We start from the raw sequence: 20,077 nt of genomic DNA on the forward strand, positions 1-20,077 counted from the left end.
AAGTGATAACGCCAAACCGGAGAGCTGTATATTGGTCATTGATGAACCTGCCTTCTCCAACCGCGAAAGCAGCGCCGTCGATTTCCCTTTAAGGCGGTGAAGAAGCGCCGCTGGCGGCCTGAATAAAATGCTCCACCAGCACCCTTGCCGCCATGGAAAGCCGGTCTAAATCTCTGACATAAATACTCAGTTTGCGCCGCGCCCAGTCGTCTTGGATCGACAGCACATTCACGTTGAGCCCATCCACGTACTGACGAATTGCCCCGCGGGGCAGCACCCCCACGCCCAGCCCCGCCTGCACCATCAAGCACAGAGCATCGTAGCTGGTCACCTGAATACGAATCCGCAGGGTTTTGTTGGCCATGCTGGCCGCCCGCATAATTTCTAAGTTAATCGCGCTAGCGGTGTGCAGCCCCACATGGGGGTAGTCCAAACACTCGCGAAAAAACACCCTCTCCCGTTGGGCCAGCGGGTGCTGCTGTGGCACCACCAGCACTAGGTCATCCACGTGGTAAGGGAACTCGATCAGGTCATAGCCGTGCAGCATCTGCGCGCACACGCCGATGTCGGCGTTATTGTTCATCACTTCGCGGGTAATGATCGGGCTGACCTTCTCTTCAAGCTGCACACCGATATCCGGGTGCAGCTCAAAAAAAGCGCGCATCTCCTGGGGTAGATATTGGGTAATCGCCGACATATTGGCAAACACCCGCACAATGCCCCGCTGGCCGCTGGCGTAGTCACGCATTTGCAGGTCGAGATCTTCTAAATTGTGCAGCACACCTCGAGAGAGATTCAGCAGCGCACTCCCTGCTGGCGTGAGCTCGATGCCTCGATTATTGCGCTTGAGCAGCGGCGTATTGAAGTACGCCTCCAGCTCGCTGAGGCGCTTACTCACGGCCGAAGTGGCCATAAACGAGGCGTCGGCTGCCCCAGTAATGGTGCCCAGCTCAGCCACTTTCACGAACAGCTTGAGAGAGGTCGGGTCGAGTTTCATGAGAGCTGCCGCGCCAAGTCGAGGAAGTCGTCTGCGACGAGATCAAAGCAGGGATCGACGCTTAAGTCCGGTGTAGAAGATGGCCCAAATTCCAGCGGGCGCTTCACGAAGGCGGTGCGCATGCCTTCCCGGTGGGCAGCCTGTAAATCATCTTGATGAGCCGCCACCATCAGGATTTGCGAGGGGTTTAGGTCGAGGAGATTGGCCGCCATGTGGTACACCTCCGGGTCGCGCTTGTAGTGCCCAGCAAGCTCAGAGGAGAGCACGCAGTCCCAGGGCAGCCCGGCATGGCGCGCCATGTTCACTAGCAGCGAGACGTTACCGTTAGAGAGCGTGGCTAATATAAAGCGCTGTTTTAACTGCAATAGACCTTCCACACTATCAGGCCAGGGCGTTAAGCGGTGCCACACGCGGTTCAGGTGCGCTGTTTCATCCTCATCTAGCTGGTCGGCAATATCAAAGGCAATCAGCAGCCGATTAAGGGTCATCCGGTGCAAGTCATCCAGCCTGGTCCAGGGCAGCTCCCCCTGGCGCACGCGGCTCATCGCTGGGGCATAGCCTGCCCGCCACTCGTCGGCAAACCGTGCCCAGTCGACGCTCAGCCCTTTGGCCTGGTTCAGCTGTTCGCCTTCGCGAATCACGCTGCTGCGCCAGTCTACTACCGTGCCAAACACATCAAAGGTGAGCGCTTTTATTTCGTGGGCGATGCCTGTTGTCATGGGGTCTCTCCTGTTGGGCCTGAGGGGGTTAGCAAGTGGTCGACCAAGTGGCGGGCGACCACGGGCAGTGCCGCGTAGTGGCGCATCCCAATCACCAGTTCGCGAGTGGCCCACTCATCAGCGAGCGGAATCATGCGTAGTTTTAGGTCGTTAAGGTCGCGGTACAGCGTGCGCTGGGGCAGCACACCGATGCCCATACCGTAATGAATCATGCGGCAAATGGCGTCGAAACTGCGGACTTGGATGCGCATGCGCAGGGTCCGGCCCGCCTGGTTTGCCTGCTCGTGAAGCAGTGACTGCAGCGAAGCATCCTGCTGTAAACCGACAAAGTCGTACTCGGCTGCCTGATGCAGATAGAGCTTGTCATGCACTGCCAGCGGGTGATCTTGCGGCGTGACCAATACCAACTGGTCGCGCCGGTAGGGGCGTACTTCTAACTCATCGGCGGCAACGTGGCTGGCAAAGATGCCGATATCTGCCACGCCATCGCGCACAGCGGTGATCGCTTCGCTGCTGGTGCGCTCCTGCAAATCGATTTTGATTTGCGGGTACTCGATGGCAAAGGCGCTTAAATCCTGGGGCAAAAACGCAATAATGGCCGAGGTATTGGAGTGAATGCGCACATGCCCGCGCACCCCTTCGCCATACTCACTGAGCTCCGCCTGTAGCCGCGCCACGTCTTCCAGAATGCGCCGGGCATGGTGCAAAAAAGCGCGGCCCGCCGGGGTTAGCTCTACGCCGCGCGGCCGCCGATACAAAAGCTCGGTGCCCACCAGTGTTTCTAAATCGCTCACCCGCTTGCTCACCGCTGCCAGCGCCAAATGCTCACGCTCGGCAGCGGCGGTTAAACGCCCCTCATCGGCAATCGCCACAAACAGTCTCAGCGTTACAAAATCAAATCGCAGCATCACGTTTACCACGTTGTTATTGGATGGGCCGCCTAGGTCGCCGGTTGTAGGGTTCGTCGCTGGCGAACGCCTGGTTCCTGATTGCCTAATTGTGATGCACAGCAGGCTCACAGATGCTTAAACGACAACAAGACATCAAGACTCGCTACGCCAGCACGCGCTTGGCTGCTAAGCGTTACCAGGAGCGTTTATTATGACCACCCGCCAGCTTCCCCTCGATGGACTTAAAGTCGTAGAGCTTGGCCAGCTCATTGCAGGTCCGTTTGCCACCAAACTACTGGGCGAATTTGGAGCAGACGTGATTAAAGTGGAGCCACCCGGCACCGGTGACCCGCTTCGCAAGTGGCGTATTCTCGAAGAGGGCACGTCGCTGTGGTGGCATGTGCAAAGTCGCACGAAACGCTCGGTGACACTTGATCTTCGCAGCCAGGAGGGCCAAGACGTGGTGCGCCGCTTGGCCGCCGAAGCCGATGTGGTGGTCGAAAATTTCCGCCCTGGCACTCTGGAAAACTGGGGGCTGGGCTATGAGGCGCTGGCGGCGATTAACCCCAAGCTGATCATGGTGCACGTGTCAGGCTTTGGCCAAACCGGCCCTTATCGCAACAAACCAGGGTTTGGGGTGATTGGTGAAGCCATGGGTGGACTGCGCTATTTAACTGGCCACGCGGGCGAGCCTTCAGTGCGCGTAGGGGTCAGCATTGGCGATTCGCTCTCGGCACTCTACGCGGTGATTGGCACGCTACTGGCCCTGCAAGAGCGCCAGCGCAGCGGCTTAGGGCAAGAGATTGATGTCGCCCTGTATGAATCCGTGTTCGCCATGATGGAGAGCCTGCTGCCGGAGTTTGATGCCACTGGCCACGTGCGAGAGCCAAGCGGCAGCGCGCTGCCAGGTATCACGCCCTCTAACGCTTACCGCACCCGCGAAGGCGAGTACGTGCTGATTGCCGGTAACGGCGATAGCATCTTCAAGCGCCTCATGGGCGTGATTGGCCGGGAGGATTTAGCCAACCACCCCGCCATGGCCCACAACGATGGCCGCAGCCAACACGCCAGTGAGATCGACGCTGCTATAGAGGCCTGGACCCAAACTCGCCACCGGGACGATATTCTTAGCGCTTTAGATGATGCCCGCGTACCGGCAGGTTACCCCTACACCGCCGCCGATATTGCCAACGACCCCCACTACCTCGCCCGCGAGATGATTCAAACCGTTACCCGCGCCGATGGCCGCCCGCTCAAGGTGCCGGGCGTGCTGCCCAAACTGAGCGCCACCCCCGGCAGGCTGGGGCAAGGCGGGCCAAAGCTGGGCGCGCACACCGATGACGTGCTCGAGGAGCTGGGCATTGATGCCGCTACGCGGGACAAGCTGCGTCAGGCAGGCATTATTTAAGTGGAGAACCCCATGACGACGTTACAAATTAACGAAGTAGCACCACGCGATGGCTTTCAGAGCGAGGAGCGCTTTATTCCCACCGAGCAGAAAATCGCGCTGATTGATGCGTTAACGACCGCCGGCATTGCCCGTATCGAAGCGACCTCGTTTGTCTCTCCCAAAGCCATTCCCAACCTGCGCGACGCCGCCGATGTGGTGAGTACCATTCAGCGCCGCGAAGGTGTGGGCGTCACAGTGCTGGTACCCAACCTAAAAGGTGCCGAGCGGGCGCTGGCCTGCGGCGTTGATGAGATCAATCTGGTGATGTCGGCCAGCAACGCCCACGGCCGCGCAAACCTGCGCATGACGCCGGAGGAGTCGCTGACACAGTTTGCCGCCATTATTCAGGCGGTGCGCGGTAGCGGTGTCTTCATAAATGCCTCGCTCTCCACCGCCTTTGGCTGCCCGTTTGAAGGACAGGTGCCGCAGGCACGCGTGTTCACTCTTATTGAGCAGCAGCTGGCGCTGGGGGTAGAAGGCATCACGCTGTGCGATACCACCGGCGTTGCGAACCCCGCCCAGGTAGCGGCACTGTGCCGCCAAGTGCTGGAACGCTTTCCCGGCGTGCCGTTTACGCTGCATTTCCACAATACCCGAGGCATGGGCTTGGCAAATGCCCTAGCGGCGTGGCAAGCGGGCATTACGCGGTTTGATGCTTCGCTAGGTGGCTTAGGCGGCTGCCCGTTTGCCCCCGGTGCCACGGGCAATGTGTGCACTGAAGACTTAGTGCATATGTTCGAACAAATGGACGTTGCCACCGGCGTAAACCTGCCCGCGCTGCTGGACATTTCTGCCACTCTGCCAGATCTCATCGGCCATGAGACGCCCGGCCAAGTAGTGAAAGCGGGCAGCGCGGACCGCTGTTACGCCCTTCCCTGAAAACGTGTTTCCCGCATCCCTGCATAACCGTGTGATCCATAACAACGATAATCTGGTGATTAACAATGACTAACTCTTCCCCTGTTCCACCGTTAAACCTTGCCCAGCAGTTAATTCAGCGCCATTTGGTCAGCGGTGAGCTAACCCCCGGTAGTGAAATCGCCCTGCGCATTAACCAAGCGCTGCTGCAAGACGTGTTAGGCACTCTCGTGATGCTAGAGCTAGAAGCCATGGGGCTTGACCGGGTACACACTGAGCCCAGCGTGCAGTACATCGACCATGGCCTTGTACAGGCCGATAACCTAAATGCCGAAACCTACCTGTTTTTAAAAAGCGCCTGCGAGCGCTTTGGGGTGTGGTACTCCGGCCCCGGCAACGGTATTAGCCACCCGGTGCATATGGAAAACTTTGGCGTGCCTGGTCAATCCATTGTGGGTTGCGATAGTCACACCACAGCAGCAGGCGCGCTCGGCATGCTGGCGATTGGCGCAGGCGGTATTGAAGTGGCGATGGCGATGGCGGGCGAGCCGCTGTATATCACCATGCCAAAAATCTGGGGCATTAAGCTCGAAGGGCAACTGCCTGACTGGGTCTCAGCGAAAGATGTTGTGCTGGAACTTTTGCGCCGCCACGGCGTGGCAGGTGGCAAAAACACCATGATTGAGTATTACGGGCCGGGGCTAAAGCACCTTTCCGCCATGGACCGCCATGTGCTCGCCAACATGGGCACTGAAATGGGGGCAACGGCCACGGTCTTCCCCAGTGACGACGAGACCCGGCGCTTTCTGGCCTCCCGGGGTCGGGAAGCCGACTGGGTCGCGCTGGCCGCCGAGCCCGGCTGCCACTACGACCTGCACGAGACGCTTGATCTCAGTAAGCTAGAGCCCATGATTGCGCTGCCTTCCAGCCCCGATAACGTCGTCACTGTTCGGGAAGCAGCAGGCCAGCCGCTGCATCAGGCGTACATCGGTTCGTCAGGCAACCCGGGCTTTCGTGACTTTGCCGTGGTGGCCGAGATAGTGCGGGGCAAGCAGGTGGCCGATGGGGTCTCACTGGACATCAACCCCTCTTCACGCCAAGTGTTGGCCTCGCTGATCGAGCAGGGTTATCTCGCTGACTTGGTGGCCAGCGGTGCCCGTTTGCACCAAGCGGGCTGTAACGGCTGTATTGGTATGGGCCAAGCTCCCGCCGTGGGATTGAATAGCCTCCGTACCGTTCCACGCAACTTTCCAGGACGCTCAGGCACGCGGGAAGATAGCGTGTTCCTATGTAGCCCGGAAACGGCGGCAGCCTCAGCCATGAAAGGTGTGATCACCGACCCGCGAACCCTAGAGATGCCTTATCCGCGTATTCACGAACCGGCCCACATCAAAGTAGATGGGGGCATGTTCAAGGCTCCGCTGCCCCTCGAAGAAGCACGTTTGAAAGCACTGCAAAAAACCGACAACACGCCCGCACTGCCAGAGCTCAACTCACTGCCTAACCGTCTCGACATCCCCGTGCTGTTGGTCACAGGCGACAATATCTCCACCGACGACATCATGCCTGCTGGGCAACGGGTGCTGCCCTACTGGAGCAGTGTGTATGCATCTGCACCGTTTACCTTCGAGGCCGTTGATCCCCACTACGCCGAACGCGCCGAGCAAACACGTACCCAAGGCGGACACGCCATTGTCGGTGGCGCCAACTATGGACAGGGGTCTAGCCGTGAGAATGCCGCGCTAGTACCGCGTTATCTAGGTTTACAGGTCGTCGTGGCTGACAGTTTTGCGCGTATCCACTGGCAAAATTTAATCTGCTTTGGTGCGCTACCGTTAACGTTTACACACGCAGAGGATCGCGCACAGCTAAAGGAAGGAGATCACTTGGTCATTGAGGAGTTATATTCACAGCTGGAAAGTGGGGATACGCTAAAAGCGCATATCCCCGGTAAAGGCGAGCTACGTCTGCATCATGGTCTCAGCCCTCGCCAACGAGAGCTGATAGCGCAAGGTGGTGTCATCAACCACCTGCGCCAACGTCATGCTTAAAACTCTTCCCAGTCCTCTTCGCTGCCTTTGGCAGGCGCTGGTTTGGAGGAGAGCGTCGGGCGTTTGAGCTCTGGCTGGGGCTTGGCGCTGCTGGCAGGCAAGGCTTGCCGTGCGGCGCTGGCCGATGAGCGCGATGACGTTTGCGGGCCATCCTCGCCAAGCACAAACGAGTTGATCAGCTCGTTCAGATGCTCGGCATGACGGCGCATATCCGCTGCGGCGGTGGTGGACTCTTGCACCATGGCCGCGTTCTGCTGCGTCATGGTGTCCATTTCGGCCACGGCGGTGTTGATCTGCCCAATACCGCTGCTCTGCTCCTTGGCGCCGGCGCTGATTTCACCGATCACATCGGTGACCTTCGATACGCTTTCCACGATTTCACGCATGGTGGCGCCCGCATTGCGTACCAGCTCCGCGCCGGTGTGGGTATGCTGCACGGACGCGTCGATCAACGCGCGAATCTCTTTCGACGCGTTGCTGGAACGGCTCGCCAGCGTACGAACTTCCTGCGCCACGACCGCAAACCCACGACCATGTTCGCCCGCGCGGGCGGCTTCGACCGATGCGTTCAGCGCCAGGATATTGGTTTGGAAAGCAATCGCATCGATCATCGTAATGATTTCACTGATGCGGGTGGCGGAATCGTTGATATCGCGCATGGTGCTTTCCACCTGCCCCATGGCCTCTTCGCCCTGGTGGGCCACTTCGGCGGTGGACTGCACCAGCTTGTTGGCCTGCTGGGCATTGTCGGCACTGTGGTTCACGGTGGAGGTAATCTCCTCCATGGAGGCCGATGTCTCCTGCAGATTGGCCGCCGCCTGCTCGGTGCGAGTAGCCAGCTCCTCGGAGCTACGCGAGATTTCACCAGCGGAGTGATAAACGCTGACCGTGCTGCGGCGTACGTCGCGCAAAGTATCCTGCATGCGGCTGACAAAGGCGTTGAACTGCACAGCCAAGTTGCCCACTTCGTCGTTGCTCTCGACCGAGAGACGGCGGGTCAGGTCGCCACGGCCTTGGGCAATGTCGCCCATGGCATCGGCCGTGCGCTTGATCGGGCCGACGATACGGCGCACCACGCCAAACGTCACCAGCGCAACCACGACGAACAGGATCGCTGCAAGCAGGGTCGCAAACATGATCGCGTCCCGCAGATCGGCATTGGCCGCCGCTTCCAGCTCCGCCAGCGCCTCATCGACATCCGTGACGTAAACGCCAGCGCCCAGCATCCAGCCCCATTTCTCTAAGCGGTCCACATAGGAGTGCTTGGGCTGTGGCTCGTCGGTACCGGGATACTCCCAGGGATACTCGTAAAAGCCGCCGCCATCCTGGGCAATTTGAATCATGTCGCGGATCAGATAGTCGCCGTCGGGCGTCTGCAGATCGATAAGGTTGGTGCCCTGACGATCAGGCGAGTGCGGCAAGACGATATTGGTACCGTCATACTCGTACACGAAAATGTAGTTATTGCCCTCAAAGCGCATGGCCCGCAACATTTCCGCTGCTTGCGCCTTGGCATCGGCGTCATTGGCACCCGCCCGATCATAAATAGGCGCGATGGCGGTCGTCGCCATCTGAACGATATCGCGTACGGAGTTGCGGCGCTCTTCGATTAGCATCTCACGCTGTTCGGCAAGCGTATCGTTGGTATCTCCTATCCGGTCGTAGGCTTTGTAGGCCACTAAGACCAGGGTCACCAATAACAGTGGAATCAGAATCAGCATCAGCACCTTCGTTTGAAGGCTGAGGCCACGTTGTTGCTTCGTCTCGGAGAGGCTTGCCATTGTGTATCTTCCGGTTAAGTCATGGTTATATTATTGGATTTTTATGTGTTTATTATCGACTTAACGTACTTCAACTTTAACCCTCTTCCGCGATTTTCTTCTTTATAAGCAGCAAATTAAGGCACGAACGCGATTTTCATAACATACGTTAAGGTTTTCAGCCGCTTATCAGTTCACTGTAGCGATGTGGTGGCCAGGGACGGCCCGTTTTGGCACGACGCCAACCACAAAACAACGCTGCCCAGAGCCGGATCTACCGGGGCTGGGCAGCTTTTTTATGCGCAAAAACCGCCGGGGCTATGCGGTGGCCGCCTGCGGGCGACGCTCGTCCAGCATGCCTTTATCGAGAATGAAGCGGATGATCTCTTCAAGCCCGACGCCATCGTAGAGATTGGTGAACACGAACGGGCGCTCGCCGCGCATCTTTTTCGAGTCGCGCTCCATCACCTCCAGTGAGGCGTGGACCTGCTCGGCAATGTCGATTTTGTTGATAATCAGCAGGTCAGATTTGGTGATGCCGGGGCCGCCTTTGCGGGGTATTTTGTCGCCTGCCGACACGTCGATCACATAAAGCGTCAGATCAGAAAGCTCGGGGCTAAACGTGGCGGAAAGGTTGTCACCGCCGGACTCCACCAGCACCAGTTCCAGCTTCGGATGACGGGCGTGTAGCTCGTCAATTGCCGCTAGGTTCATGGAGGCATCTTCACGAATCGCCGTGTGCGGGCAGCCGCCGGTTTCTACGCCGAGAATACGGTCGGCGGGCAGCGCATCGTGCTTAAGCAGAAAATCGGCATCTTCGCGGGTATAGATATCGTTGGTGACCACGGCGATATCGTAGTAATCCCGCAGCGCGGTACAGAGCTGCTTGAGCAGTGCGGTTTTACCTGAACCGACCGGGCCACCCACGCCAACGCGTAAACAGTGAGTCATGGTTTTCTCCTAAATAACAACGCTCGTTAGCTTCTAAACAAACGGGAATATTGGGTTTCGTGTAGGGCGCTGGCCAGCGCCACACCGGGCAGCGCGGGGCCGATTTCGTCATCGTCTAGCCGCTGGGCCTTCGCAACGGCACTCACCAGCTCGCCACGTAACTGCTCGATAATTCGCTGGGCAGCAGTGTGGCCCAACGGCAGCGCTTTACAGGCCACCGCGAGCTGGTTTTCCAGCCACGCCCAGCCAAAGCCAAGCTGCGCTTGGCGCACGGGGATGCCGCGCTGGTAGGCCGCCCAGGCAAATAGGGTCACATAGCCTGCCTGGGGCGGTAGCAAGGGCGTGAGTGAGTCTTCACTGGGCAGCCCTGCATTTTTTGGCAATAGGTCGAGACTGCCCAGTAGCCGCTTCAGCGATGCACCCAAGCGGCTGTCTTCGGCGGCCAATTCCGCGGTTTCACGGGTGGCGGCCAGCCAATCGTCCCACGCCGCAACCGCAGTGCCATCCTGCTGCTCGAAAGCGCGATATAGCCGCTCGATCAGCGGCAGCTCACAGCAGCTTATGCCATCTTCCAGCACGCCGGATAGCCAATGAGAGAGGCTTGGCTCATCACTCACCCAACCCAGTTCAAAAGCGCTCTCTAGCCCTTGGGAAAAGGCGAAGGCCCCAATGGGCAGCGCGGGGCTGACGAGCTGCATCAGCCCAAGCAGGGCGAGGTCTGAGGGCTGCTCAGTGGGCATGGTGGTGCTCATGCGCGTGGTCGTGGGAATGAGTGTGGCTATGACCGTGCGAATGGCTGTGCGAATGTCCACCGCCCACTTGGTTGTAGGCGCCCGGTTCGGGGTCGAAGGTGGCGTTGTGGTGCTCAAGTGTGGCACCCAGCAGCTCGGCCAGCTCTTCGAGGACGTGGTCGGGCGGGAAGCGTACCCAGCCTCCTTTCGCATCTTCACCCAGCGCGAGCTGCACATGGCGGTTGCCGAGGTGGTAAGCAAGCCGGGCCAGCGGTAAGCCAGTACTCACTCGCGCGGTCACCACGGGTTCGATCGCGGCGCAAATGCGCACGATCTCGCCGTTTTCGGCTTTTAGGCCTTCACCATCGCGCAGTACGGGGCCGCGATCCAGAAACAGCCCCAGCGGCTGGCCGCTGTCGCTCTCAGCTTTTAAGCGGCCGCGAATGCGTAGCTCGAAGGGCAGTGTCAGCGTGTCGCTGGCGGTGCCCTCATCTATGGGGCCGAGGCGTTCAATCAGTTTCAACATCGATATCGTCCTGGTATAGCCTTTGAGGCTCGCCGGGAGCAGCCCTACGAGAGGGCGCTGTGAATACATCCCTGTACGCTACTTTTGCCATCCATGGCAAAAGACCCTCTCTACGGGCTGCTCCCTGCTCTCGTGTCACGTGGGGTATACCCTACATTCAAAACAAGTGATACCGCTGCGCCAGCGGTAGCTCGGTCGCGGGTTCGCAGGTGAGCAGTTCGCCGTCGCAGCGCACTTCGTAGGTTTGCGGGTCGACGGTGAGTTCTGGGCAGGCGTCGTTGAGCTTCATATCTTTTTTACGCACGCCGCGCACGTTTTTACAGGCGGAAAGCGTGCTTTGTAAGCCAAGGCGCTCTTTGATGCCTGCGTCAATCGCCGCTTGGCTGACAAAGTTGAGCCGGGTCTGGCTGGCGGCGCGGCCAAAGGTGCCGAACATGGGGCGGTAATGCACAGGCTGCGGCGTGGGGATGGAGGCGTTGGGGTCGCCCATCGGCGCACCGGCAATCATGCCGCCTTTCAGAATCAGCGCGGGTTTGACGCCAAAGAAAGCAGGCTTCCACAGCACCAAATCCGCCAGCTTACCGACTTCAATCGAGCCGACTTCATGGGCAATGCCGTGGGTAATGGCGGGGTTGATGGTGTATTTGGCGATATAGCGCTTGGCGCGCAGGTTGTCGGCCCCTAACGCTTCATCTTCCGGCAACAGGCCGCGCTGCACTTTCATCTTATGGGCGGTTTGCCAGGTGCGGCAGACCACTTCACCCACGCGGCCCATGGCCTGGGAGTCGGAGGCGATCATCGAGATCACGCCCAGGTCGTGGAGGATATCCTCGGCGGCGATGGTTTCGCGGCGAATGCGTGAATCCGCAAAGGCGACATCTTCGGGGATATTGGGGTCCAGATGGTGGCAGACCATGAGCATGTCGAGATGCTCATCGATGGTGTTCACCGTGTAGGGCCGCGTGGGGTTGGTGGAGGACGGCAGCACGTACTCTTTGGAGCAGGCAGTGAGGATATCCGGGGCGTGGCCACCGCCTGCGCCTTCGGTGTGGTAGGTGTGAATGCCGCGCTCTTTAAACGCCGCTAGGGTGTCTTCCACGAAGCCGGATTCGTTAAGCGTATCGGTGTGAATGGCGATCTGCACATCGTACTTTTCCGCCACGCTTAAGCAGGTATCAATCGAGGCGGGGGTGGTGCCCCAGTCTTCATGCAGCTTGAGGCCCATGGCACCGGCTTCCAACTGCGCTTCGAGCCCTTCCGGCAGGCTGGCGTTGCCTTTGCCGAGCAGGCCGATGTTCATGGGCAGGTCATCTACCGCTTGAAGCATTTTGCCAATGTGCCACTCGCCGGGGGTGCAGGTGGTGGCGTTGGAACCGGTAGCGGGGCCGGTGCCGCCGCCCAGCATGGTGGTAACACCGCTCATCAGCGCTTCTTCCACCTGCTGGGGGCAGATGAAGTGGATGTGGGCGTCGATGCCGCCTGCGGTGAGGATTTTGCCTTCGCCCGCAATCACTTCGGTGCCGGGGCCAATCACGATCTCCACATCGGGCTGGGTATCGGGGTTGCCTGCTTTGCCGATGGCGGCGATGCGGCCGTTTTGCAGCCCTACATCGGCTTTGACGATGCCCCACCAGTCTAAAATCAGCGCGTTAGTGATCACGGTATCCATCACCGAGGCGTCCTGGCGCTGACTTTGGCCCATGCCATCGCGGATAACTTTGCCGCCGCCGAACTTCACTTCTTCACCGTAGTGGGTGGCGTCTTTTTCGACTTGAATCCACAGCTCGGTGTCGCCCAGGCGCACGCGGTCGCCTACGGTGGGGCCGTACATATCGGCGTAGGCTTGCCGACTGATCTTGTTTACCGGTTTCATATTTGCCTCTGCCTCAAGCGTTGAGTCCAGTGCTGGGCGGCCATCGTCTGTGTGACACGCTGTGAATACATCCCTGTAAGCTTGACTGCGCCATCCATGGCGCAGACAGTCACCCAGCCGATGCCCGCCCTACCGTCGGTTGTTCTTTATTAATCCGTTGGCTAATCGAGCGGCCCCATCACATCGCCACGGAAGCCGTAGATTTCCCGCTTGCCGACAAACGGAATCAGCGTGACTTCGCGGGTTTGGCCGGGTTCGAAGCGGATGGCGGTTCCGGCGGCGACGTCCAGGCGGTAGCCACGGGTTTTATCGCGGTCAAACACCAGCGCGGGGTTGGCTTCGGCAAAGTGGTAGTGGGAGCCAAGCTGAATGGGCCGGTCGCCGGTGTTGGCCACCTCCACGGTGATACGCTCGCGGCCCGCGCACAGTTCGATATCACCCTCTTGTAACTGATACTGTCCTGGAATCATGGCGCTCTCCTAACGGTGGATGATTAGTTGATCGGCGTGTGGACGGTGACCAGCTTGGTGCCATCTGGGAAGGTGGCTTCCACCTGCACTTCATCGACCATCTCCGCCACGCCTTCCATCACGTCTTCTCGGGTCAGGATCTCGCGACCATAGCTCATTAAATCCGCTACGCTGCGGCCATCCCGTGCGCCTTCCATAATTTCAAAGCTGATCAGCGCTACCGCTTCGGGGTAGTTCAGTTTTAAACCACGCGCTTTGCGGCGCTCGGCAAGCTGGGCGGCGGTAAACAGCATCAGCTTGTCTTTGTCTCGTGGGGTCAGTTCCATGGAGTGTCTCCAGCGTTATCAGCGTGTTGCTCATTAGGTTAGCCAAATGCGCGGCGTATGCGCTTCGCGCTCGATCCAGCGCGGCCGTAGCAGGTGCCAGGCCTGCTCACACAGCGCCCAGGCTTCGTTACGAGAAGTGCCTAGATAGCGCAGCAGCAGTACGCCATGGCGCACGGTTACCGCCCAGCGGGGGTTATCCGGCAGCGCTTCGCGCAGTGCTTCAATGGCCGCAGCGGCATCGTCAATGCCCACCGCCCAGAGCGTGGCCTGCACCGTGGCGCCGCCCTGCCCCCAGCGGCCCGCAAAGCGTGGGTGCGCGGGGTCTAGCGGCTGGCGTTCAAGCCACAGCGGTTTGCCATCTAGGGTTAAGCGAAAGTGCTGTTCAATACGCCCAGAGACATAGGGCAGGTCGCTTGCTGGGCGGCCGAGCGCCATCACTTCCCAGCCTAGGCAGCGGGCATTGCCTTGCAGCGCAATATGGGTGCGTTGAGTGCCTTTGGAGCCGTTGAAGGCGATGGTTTCCTGGGGTAGCCACTCTAAGGTGCCGCCCTCTTCTACCGTCAGCTCGGTGTGCTGTGTCCAGGCCACGCCTTGGCTGTCGGCTTTGTAGAGCTTATTGGCAGCGGGTGTGGTGAGCAGCGCATGGGCTTCGCGCTCGATATGAGCACGGATGGTCAGCGCATCACCGCTCACGAGCCCGCCAGGCGGGTGCAATACGTAAACGTGGCACGCTTCCTGGCTGCCTTCTGGGTAGAAGGGGCGCTGTACCCGTAACGGCCCTTGGTGACGCGCTTGCACTAACCGAGTCACGCCATCGCGGTTGGCAAAACGCAGGGCCAGCGAGGCGGCCCAACGGCGCTCGGCGTCAAAGCGGTGGCCGGAACCAGCAGCGGGTGGGGCGAGTTCGCTCAACATCATGGGGCGCTGTCGCTTCCTTGTGTATAAATCATTACCTTACAAATGCAAGGAGTGCGCCAAAATGGTGAAAGTGCGATTCAGGCAGCGCCAAAACGCTTTTATAGCCTGAAGCGGCTCCCTTTATGCAGTTCAACCAGGGTAAAAAGCACCATAAACGAGCAAAAACACCTTCAAACGCACCAAATAAGTGCGAATGCAGCCCCCTCTTTCGCGGCAATACACCACAGCGTTAATCGCAGGCATCGGGTACTTTGCATCGGTATGACGCTGTAAACTGCTTAGCCGTCATTCAGACAGCTCACAAAGCGTAGTTTGAGATGCGATCTTTCCGCTCAGCCAACTCTTTTTGGTATCGCACAGCGCTCTATTTAGCGTTCGTGGCGATCTACCTGCTCTTTGCTGGGCCGCTGTTCTCGCAATTGCAGTCTCAATGGCAGGCGTTAGACCACTCTTCAGAACATGCACACGGACATGATGCCGCGCCGCATGGCACATCGGCGGGTCCGTCATCTCATCACGATGACCCTCTGCACCACTGGTATCACCCGTGTGACTATTGCGGTATATGGCAAAAAACGCCTACCGCCCCTCACCATTTACCCGCCATTGGCAGTGTGGCCTTTATCACACGTACTCCGCTGCCAGCGGCCTTTGCCCAGCGCGCTGCTGCGGTACAAGCCTACCCCCACGCCTATCCTCGCGCTCCGCCCACGTTAAAGGTCATTTAACTCAAAGGGTTTACCTAACTGGCCAGCTAAAAACGGGCTTGGCTGGCAAATAAATATCGCGTCTTGAACGCCGTGTTAGCGCCGCTACGTGCGGACAACACGGTGCTTTGAGCGCTTGGAGCGTGTGCATGACGACAATGAGTTCCACACAGACAACGCGCAAAGCGCCGCTTGATCTGTATCGCGCCGTTTGGCGCTGGCATTTTTATGCAGGCCTATTAGTCCTGCCTTTTTTAATCGCGCTCTCGCTGACCGGGGCGCTGTATTTATTCGATGACGAGCTGGATGCGCTCATTCATTCAGATCTCAAGCGCGTGGAAGTTCAGCAAGCCACACAGCCTGCCGCCTCACTCGTGAGTTCGGCGCTGCGGGATTACCCCGGCACGGCGGTGAAATACACCTCGCCCGCCACCCCGGGAAGCTCAGCGGAAGTAACCGTTAACTCACTAACTGGCGAACGGCTGGCCGTGTACGTCAATCCCTATACGGCGGAAGTGCTGGGCGCTCTGGATGACCGGGGAACGGTGATGTGGACCGTTCGCTACCTGCATAGCTTCAAGTTCTTCGGGCAAACCCCGCGCAAGCTGATTGAGATTGCTGCGGGCTGGTCGATTTTGTTGGTCGCCACCGGCATTTATCTCTGGTGGCCGCGCAACGGTAGGGGCGGCGTGGTGAGCGTGCGTGGCAAACCCAAAAGCCGAGTGTTCTGGCGCGACCTGCACGCGGTGCTGGGTATCTTTATTGGTGGGTTCATTGTGTTTTTGGCCCTTACCGGCATGCCGTGGTCGGGCGTTTGGGGCGCACAGGTAAACGAGTGGGCCAACGGCAATAACTTTGGCTACCCGGCTGGCGTTCGGGTGGACGTACCGATGTCCAACGCCTATTTAAGCGACCAAGGCAGCACCAGTTGGTCGCTGGAGCAGGCGCGCGTGCCGGAATCCATACAGCCTGCCGTGCCTGCCCCGCGCATTGGGTTGAACAACGCCGTGGCTCAGTTAGAAGCTTTGGGCCTACCACAGGGCTACAGCGTCAATCTGCCAACCACGGCCGCTGGGGTGTATACCGGTTCGATTTATCCTGATGATGTCAGTCAACAGCGGGTGATTCACCTTGATCAATATAGCGGTGAGCCGCTGCTTGATATGAGCTACGCCGACTATGGCCCGCTAGGCCGCTGGATGGAGTTTGGGATTAACGTTCACTTGGGACAGGAGTTTGGGCTTATCAATCAGCTCTTCCTGCTGGCGGTATGCATCGCCATCATCGTGATGTGCGTAGCCGCAGGCGTGATGTGGTGGAAGCGTCGCCCATCAGGTGCCATGGGCGTGCCGCCCTTGCCCACCGATAAACGCGTGTTTCGTGGGCTGATCGCCCTTCTCGTGATTGGCGGCGTGCTGTTCCCGCTCGTTGGGGCCTCTTTGATCGTGATGCTGATCATCGACTGGCTGATCGTGCGGCCACTTCAGGAACGCCGCCCCGCTCGCCAAGGCTAACGGGGCGGTAGTCTTGCGCAGTGGGCTGACTTAGTGCGCGGAGTGACCGTGGCTACCTTCCGGAGAGGCACCTACTGGCAGCACCTGAAGCTCAATTTCCATCGGCTCGGCGTGCTGGAACTCCAGCGTCACGGGTACGGGCTCACCTTCAACAATGGGTGAGCCCAGTTCCATCAACATCAAGTGTAAACCGCCCGGCGCTAGCGTCACGCTCTCCCCCGCCGGTAACTCGATGCCACCGGGCAGGGGTGCCATGCGCATCACATCGCCATCCATCTCCATAATATGAATCTCGACACGCTCGGTGAGCGAGCTGGTCGCTCCTAGCAGCATGTCATCGCCATCGCCGTGATTGGTGAGGGTGACAAAGCCACCGCCCGCCCCGGCCCCCGGCGGCGTTGCACGGGTCCAGGGTTGCGCCACTTCGATAGAGGAGTGGTTTTCCATGGCATCCGAGTGGTCGCTGCCATGATGAGCCGCCATCAGCGGAGTACTCATGAACAGCATTGCGGTTAACAGCGTAAAACGGCGCATCAACATAGTGTTCTCCGTGGGTAACATCGCCAAAACCTAGCGCTTAACGCGATATTACTCAGTGACAGCGGCAACCACCACCCGATCCACGGCTGTAAACCGGGTGTGGATAACTTAAACCGTCAAATGCTGCTTAATCAGCTCGTTAGAGAGTTCACTGATCTCGCCTTTGGCGACTGGGCGGCCGCGATCCATGATCACGAAGCGGTCGGCGTATTTGCGGGCGAAGGGCAGCTTTTGCTCGACCAGCAGCACCGTTAAACCATCCTCTTTGATCAGTTGGCGAATCACCTGGCCGATTTGAGCGACGATATTGGGCTGAATGCCTTCTCCTGGCTCATCAAGAATCAGCAGCTTTGGTTCGATCACCAGTGCTCGGCCAATGGCGAGCTGCTGCTGTTGGCCGCCGGATAAATCGCCGCCCCGACGGTGCTTCATCTCTTTGAGCACCGGAAACAGCTCGTAGATACGCTCCGGGATTTTTTTCAGCCCGTCGCCCCGGGCGGCAAGCCCAGTGCGCAGGTTCTCCTCCACCGTGAGCAGCGGGAAGATCTGCCGCCCCTGGGGCACAAAACCGATGCCCAGGCGCGAACGCGCTTCCACGGCTTTTTTGGTGAGTTCTATCTCACTGCCATCGCCCTGGTAGCGCAGCTGGCCGCTTTTGACCGCAACTTCGCCCATGATGGCTTTCATCAGCGTGGTTTTACCCACCCCGTTGCGGCCCATCACGCAGGTGCACTGCCCGGCGGGCACGTCTAGGTCTAAGTCCCACAGCGTATGGCTCTCGCCGTAGAACTGGTTGAGTTTTTCAATCGCCAGCATCAGGCGCTCTCCTCTTCATCCGACCCTAGATACACCTCGACCACTTTGGGGTCGTTGGAGACCTGATCCATGCTGCCTTCGGCCAGCACGCTGCCCTGGTGCAGCACGGTCACCTTGCGCGCTATCGAGCGCACAAAGCCCATGTCGTGCTCTACCACCACCACCGACTGCTTGCCCGCCAAGCCGGTGAGCAGCTCGGCGGTGCGCTCCATCTCCTGCTCGGTCATCCCGGCCACTGGTTCATCTACCAGCAGCAGGCGCGGGCGCTGCATCAGCAGCATGCCAATCTCCAGCCACTGTTTTTGGCCGTGGGAGAGAATACCGGCGGGCTGAAAGCGCAGCGCAGTCAGGCCGATGGTTTCCAGCACGTCATCAATGCGGTCTTTGATCTCCCCGGTCATGCGGGCGGTCAGCGTGGGGAAGATGCGCTTGTCGGCAGCCATCGCCAATTCCAGGTTCTCGAATACGCTGAGCGCTTCGAACACCGTGGGCTTCTGGAATTTGCGGCCAATGCCGAGGCTAGCGATTTCCGGCTCGTTCATCTGCAGCAGGTTATGGCGGCTGCCGAACCACACGCTGCCTTCGGTGGGGCGGGTTTTGCCGGTGATGATATCCATCATGGTGGTTTTACCGGCCCCGTTGGGGCCGATAATGCAGCGCAGCTCGCCGTCGTCGATGGTCAGGTTCAGGTTACTGATCGCCTTGAAGCCATCAAAGCTGACGGTGACATCTTCCATATACAAAATCGGGCCGTGGCGCACGTCGACCGGCGAGGCCTCGGTGGCCATAAAATCAAACACCCGATCCCGCGCTTTTAGCGATTGTAATAGGCTCATGCGGCGGCCTCCTTGGGTGGGTGATCATCCTCTTTGCGGCGCTTTAGGTGGCCTAACAGCCCCGCTACACCTTTCGGCAGTAGCACCGTGACCAGCACGAAAAGCGCGCCCAGAGCGAATAGCCAGGCGTCGGGCATAATGCCGGTGAAGATAGTTTTGGCGTAGTTGACCAAAATCGCGCCGATTACCGCGCCGTACAGCGTGGCCCGGCCACCCAGCGCCACCCACAATACAATTTCAATCGAGAATAGCGGCGAGAATTCGCTGGGGTTGATAATGCCCACTTGCGGCACATAGAGCGCCCCAGCAAGGCCCGCCAGCATAGCCGAGACCACGAAGACAAACAGCTGGAAGCGCTCGACGCGGTAGCCAATAAAGCGCGTGCGTGCTTCGGCATCGCGAGTGGCCACACATACCCGGCCCAGTTTGCTGGTGACGATTGCCCGGCAGAGGATATAGCCCAGCGCCAGCGCCACGCCGGTAGCAATAAACAGCCCCAAGCGCGTGGCATCGCTACGCAGGTTAAAGCCCAGCAGCTCGCGGAAGTCGGTCAGGCCGTTATTGCCGCCAAAACCCATCTCGTTGCGGAAGAAAGCCAGCATCAATGCAAACGTGAGCGCCTGGGTGATGATCGAGAGATACACCCCCGTCACCCGTGAGCGGAAGGCCAAAAAGCCGAACACCAGCGCCAGCAGCCCCGGTGCCAGCAGCACCATGGCAAAGGCGAACCAGGCCATATCGAAACCGTGCCAATACCAGGGCAGGCTGTCCCAGTTCAGGAACACCATAAAGTCCGGCAGTACCGGGTGGCCGTAAGTGCCACGGTCACCGATTTGGCGCATCAGGTACATGCCCATGGCGTAGCCGCCAATGGCGAAAAACGCCCCGTGCCCCAGGCTCAAGATGCCCAGGTAACCCCATACTAAATCGACCGCGACGGCGAGCAGCGCGTAGCTCAGGTACTTACCGAACAGGTTAACGGTGTAAGCGTTCACATGCAGCGGATGCCCCTGGGGCACCGCCAAATGCAGCACGGTGACCAGCAGCAGCGCAGCAAACAGCACGCCTAGAAAGATCTGCGTGGCCCGCTCACCGAACGGGCGGGTGAGCCAAAATTGGCTGGATGTTGCTTGCGTCATCATGG

20 protein-coding genes are annotated in these 20,077 nt (G+C 59.2%); 5 read left to right on the forward strand and 15 right to left on the reverse strand.

Annotation, left to right across the window (positions count from 1 at the left end):
- Nucleotides 1-88: 88 nt before the first annotated feature.
- Genes NH398_RS10750 through NH398_RS10760 form a run of 3 tightly spaced genes read right to left on the reverse strand, consistent with a single transcriptional unit; the run spans nt 89 to nt 2,624 of the window.
- Nucleotides 89-997 carry a LysR family transcriptional regulator gene (locus tag NH398_RS10750; RefSeq protein ID WP_253018496.1) on the reverse strand — a complete coding sequence of 303 codons (909 nt, stop codon included), beginning with the start codon at nt 995-997 and terminating at the stop codon, nt 89-91.
- Entirely contained in the window at nt 994-1,716 is a 723-nt protein-coding gene (locus NH398_RS10755) for a haloacid dehalogenase type II (RefSeq protein ID WP_253018498.1), read from the reverse strand. The genes NH398_RS10750 and NH398_RS10755 overlap by 4 nt, the downstream gene beginning before the upstream one ends.
- Entirely contained in the window at nt 1,713-2,624 is a 912-nt protein-coding gene (locus NH398_RS10760) for a LysR family transcriptional regulator (protein WP_159343455.1), read from the reverse strand. Before NH398_RS10760 ends, NH398_RS10755 begins: the two co-directional genes overlap by 4 nt.
- A 193-nt stretch (nt 2,625-2,817) precedes the next feature.
- Between NH398_RS10760 and NH398_RS10765 the strand changes: the two genes are divergently transcribed.
- The 3 genes from NH398_RS10765 to NH398_RS10775 all read left to right on the forward strand — a co-directional run bounded on the left by NH398_RS10765 (nt 2,818) and on the right by NH398_RS10775 (nt 6,965).
- A complete protein-coding gene (locus tag NH398_RS10765; protein WP_159343456.1) occupies nt 2,818-4,014 on the forward strand; it encodes a CoA transferase in 1,197 nt (398 codons plus the stop codon).
- Nucleotides 4,015-4,026: 12 nt separating this feature from the next.
- Nucleotides 4,027-4,935 (forward strand): hydroxymethylglutaryl-CoA lyase, encoded by a 909-nt coding sequence (locus tag NH398_RS10770; protein WP_253018500.1) that lies wholly within the window; start codon nt 4,027-4,029, stop codon nt 4,933-4,935.
- Between the two features lie 65 nt (nt 4,936-5,000).
- Complete coding sequence (locus NH398_RS10775) at nt 5,001-6,965, forward strand: aconitate hydratase (protein ID WP_253018502.1); 1,965 nt, start codon at nt 5,001-5,003, stop codon at nt 6,963-6,965.
- Here NH398_RS10775 and NH398_RS10780 read toward each other — a convergent pair.
- From NH398_RS10780 to NH398_RS10815, 8 genes are all read right to left on the reverse strand, one after another.
- Nucleotides 6,962-8,746: a methyl-accepting chemotaxis protein gene (locus tag NH398_RS10780; protein WP_253018504.1), complete on the reverse strand. Its 1,785-nt coding sequence runs from the start codon at nt 8,744-8,746 to the stop codon at nt 6,962-6,964. The genes NH398_RS10775 and NH398_RS10780 overlap by 4 nt on opposite strands.
- Nucleotides 8,747-9,043: 297 nt before the next feature.
- Nucleotides 9,044-9,676, reverse strand: coding sequence for an urease accessory protein UreG (gene ureG / locus NH398_RS10785; RefSeq protein WP_253018505.1), 633 nt, complete (start codon nt 9,674-9,676; stop codon nt 9,044-9,046).
- 26 nt (nt 9,677-9,702) lie between these two features.
- Nucleotides 9,703-10,416: an urease accessory protein UreF gene (locus NH398_RS10790; protein ID WP_253018788.1), complete on the reverse strand. Its 714-nt coding sequence runs from the start codon at nt 10,414-10,416 to the stop codon at nt 9,703-9,705.
- On the reverse strand, nt 10,406-10,933 hold the full coding sequence (ureE, locus tag NH398_RS10795; protein WP_253018507.1) for an urease accessory protein UreE: 528 nt from the start codon (nt 10,931-10,933) through the stop codon (nt 10,406-10,408). Before ureE ends, NH398_RS10790 begins: the two co-directional genes overlap by 11 nt.
- A 157-nt stretch (nt 10,934-11,090) precedes the next feature.
- Complete coding sequence (ureC, locus tag NH398_RS10800; protein WP_213262662.1) at nt 11,091-12,806, reverse strand: urease subunit alpha; 1,716 nt, start codon at nt 12,804-12,806, stop codon at nt 11,091-11,093.
- A gap of 161 nt (nt 12,807-12,967) precedes the next feature.
- On the reverse strand, nt 12,968-13,276 hold the full coding sequence (locus NH398_RS10805) for an urease subunit beta (protein ID WP_089674735.1): 309 nt from the start codon (nt 13,274-13,276) through the stop codon (nt 12,968-12,970).
- 23 nt (nt 13,277-13,299) lie between these two features.
- Nucleotides 13,300-13,602, reverse strand: a complete 303-nt coding sequence (locus NH398_RS10810; RefSeq protein ID WP_253018509.1) for an urease subunit gamma — start codon at nt 13,600-13,602, stop codon at nt 13,300-13,302.
- Between the two features lie 33 nt (nt 13,603-13,635).
- Nucleotides 13,636-14,520, reverse strand: a complete 885-nt coding sequence (locus NH398_RS10815) for an urease accessory protein UreD (protein WP_253018511.1) — start codon at nt 14,518-14,520, stop codon at nt 13,636-13,638.
- Nucleotides 14,521-14,837: 317 nt separating this feature from the next.
- Here NH398_RS10815 and NH398_RS10820 point away from each other — a divergent pair, with 317 nt between their 5' ends.
- Both NH398_RS10820 and NH398_RS10825 read left to right on the forward strand, forming a co-directional pair.
- The gene (locus NH398_RS10820) at nt 14,838-15,248 is read left to right on the forward strand and encodes a DUF2946 domain-containing protein (protein WP_159343464.1); all 411 of its coding nucleotides are present in this window, start codon (nt 14,838-14,840) and stop codon (nt 15,246-15,248) included.
- Nucleotides 15,249-15,376: 128 nt separating this feature from the next.
- Nucleotides 15,377-16,741 carry a PepSY domain-containing protein gene (locus NH398_RS10825; RefSeq protein ID WP_253018513.1) on the forward strand — a complete coding sequence of 455 codons (1,365 nt, stop codon included), beginning with the start codon at nt 15,377-15,379 and terminating at the stop codon, nt 16,739-16,741.
- 30 nt (nt 16,742-16,771) lie between these two features.
- Here the strand turns inward: NH398_RS10825 and NH398_RS10830 are convergent, their stop codons facing one another.
- From NH398_RS10830 to urtC, 4 genes are all read right to left on the reverse strand, one after another.
- Nucleotides 16,772-17,281 carry a copper chaperone PCu(A)C gene (locus NH398_RS10830; RefSeq protein WP_253018515.1) on the reverse strand — a complete coding sequence of 170 codons (510 nt, stop codon included), beginning with the start codon at nt 17,279-17,281 and terminating at the stop codon, nt 16,772-16,774.
- Nucleotides 17,282-17,389: 108 nt separating this feature from the next.
- Nucleotides 17,390-18,097, reverse strand: a complete 708-nt coding sequence (gene urtE / locus NH398_RS10835; RefSeq protein ID WP_139525965.1) for an urea ABC transporter ATP-binding subunit UrtE — start codon at nt 18,095-18,097, stop codon at nt 17,390-17,392.
- On the reverse strand, nt 18,097-18,933 hold the full coding sequence (gene urtD, locus NH398_RS10840; RefSeq protein WP_253018517.1) for an urea ABC transporter ATP-binding protein UrtD: 837 nt from the start codon (nt 18,931-18,933) through the stop codon (nt 18,097-18,099). The genes urtE and urtD overlap by 1 nt, the downstream gene beginning before the upstream one ends.
- Nucleotides 18,930-20,075, reverse strand: a complete 1,146-nt coding sequence (urtC, locus tag NH398_RS10845) for an urea ABC transporter permease subunit UrtC (protein ID WP_253018519.1) — start codon at nt 20,073-20,075, stop codon at nt 18,930-18,932. The genes urtD and urtC overlap by 4 nt, the downstream gene beginning before the upstream one ends.
- Nucleotides 20,076-20,077 lie beyond the last annotated feature (2 nt).

Origin of the sequence: Halomonas sp. CnH100-B (assembly GCF_024124605.1) — a bacterium.
Taxonomy (GTDB): Bacteria; Pseudomonadota; Gammaproteobacteria; order Pseudomonadales; family Halomonadaceae; genus Vreelandella.

Bases quoted from the DNA above. Each gene is read 5' to 3' on its own strand.
- NH398_RS10750 (WP_253018496.1), bottom strand. From the start codon at position 997: ATGAAACTCGACCCGACCTCTCTCAAGCTGTTCGTGAAAGTGGCTGAG.
- NH398_RS10755 (WP_253018498.1), bottom strand. From the start codon at position 1,716: ATGACAACAGGCATCGCCCACGAAATAAAAGCGCTCACCTTTGATGTG.
- NH398_RS10760 (WP_159343455.1), bottom strand. From the start codon at position 2,624: ATGCTGCGATTTGATTTTGTAACGCTGAGACTGTTTGTGGCGATTGCC.
- NH398_RS10765 (WP_159343456.1), top strand. From the start codon at position 2,818: ATGACCACCCGCCAGCTTCCCCTCGATGGACTTAAAGTCGTAGAGCTT.
- NH398_RS10770 (WP_253018500.1), top strand. From the start codon at position 4,027: ATGACGACGTTACAAATTAACGAAGTAGCACCACGCGATGGCTTTCAG.
- NH398_RS10775 (WP_253018502.1), top strand. From the start codon at position 5,001: ATGACTAACTCTTCCCCTGTTCCACCGTTAAACCTTGCCCAGCAGTTA.
- NH398_RS10780 (WP_253018504.1), bottom strand. From the start codon at position 8,746: ATGGCAAGCCTCTCCGAGACGAAGCAACAACGTGGCCTCAGCCTTCAA.
- ureG (WP_253018505.1), bottom strand. From the start codon at position 9,676: ATGACTCACTGTTTACGCGTTGGCGTGGGTGGCCCGGTCGGTTCAGGT.
- NH398_RS10790 (WP_253018788.1), bottom strand. From the start codon at position 10,416: ATGCCCACTGAGCAGCCCTCAGACCTCGCCCTGCTTGGGCTGATGCAG.
- ureE (WP_253018507.1), bottom strand. From the start codon at position 10,933: ATGTTGAAACTGATTGAACGCCTCGGCCCCATAGATGAGGGCACCGCC.
- ureC (WP_213262662.1), bottom strand. From the start codon at position 12,806: ATGAAACCGGTAAACAAGATCAGTCGGCAAGCCTACGCCGATATGTAC.
- NH398_RS10805 (WP_089674735.1), bottom strand. From the start codon at position 13,276: ATGATTCCAGGACAGTATCAGTTACAAGAGGGTGATATCGAACTGTGC.
- NH398_RS10810 (WP_253018509.1), bottom strand. From the start codon at position 13,602: ATGGAACTGACCCCACGAGACAAAGACAAGCTGATGCTGTTTACCGCC.
- NH398_RS10815 (WP_253018511.1), bottom strand. From the start codon at position 14,520: ATGATGTTGAGCGAACTCGCCCCACCCGCTGCTGGTTCCGGCCACCGC.
- NH398_RS10820 (WP_159343464.1), top strand. From the start codon at position 14,838: ATGCGATCTTTCCGCTCAGCCAACTCTTTTTGGTATCGCACAGCGCTC.
- NH398_RS10825 (WP_253018513.1), top strand. From the start codon at position 15,377: ATGACGACAATGAGTTCCACACAGACAACGCGCAAAGCGCCGCTTGAT.
- NH398_RS10830 (WP_253018515.1), bottom strand. From the start codon at position 17,281: ATGTTGATGCGCCGTTTTACGCTGTTAACCGCAATGCTGTTCATGAGT.
- urtE (WP_139525965.1), bottom strand. From the start codon at position 18,097: ATGCTGGCGATTGAAAAACTCAACCAGTTCTACGGCGAGAGCCATACG.
- urtD (WP_253018517.1), bottom strand. From the start codon at position 18,933: ATGAGCCTATTACAATCGCTAAAAGCGCGGGATCGGGTGTTTGATTTT.
- urtC (WP_253018519.1), bottom strand. From the start codon at position 20,075: ATGATGACGCAAGCAACATCCAGCCAATTTTGGCTCACCCGCCCGTTC.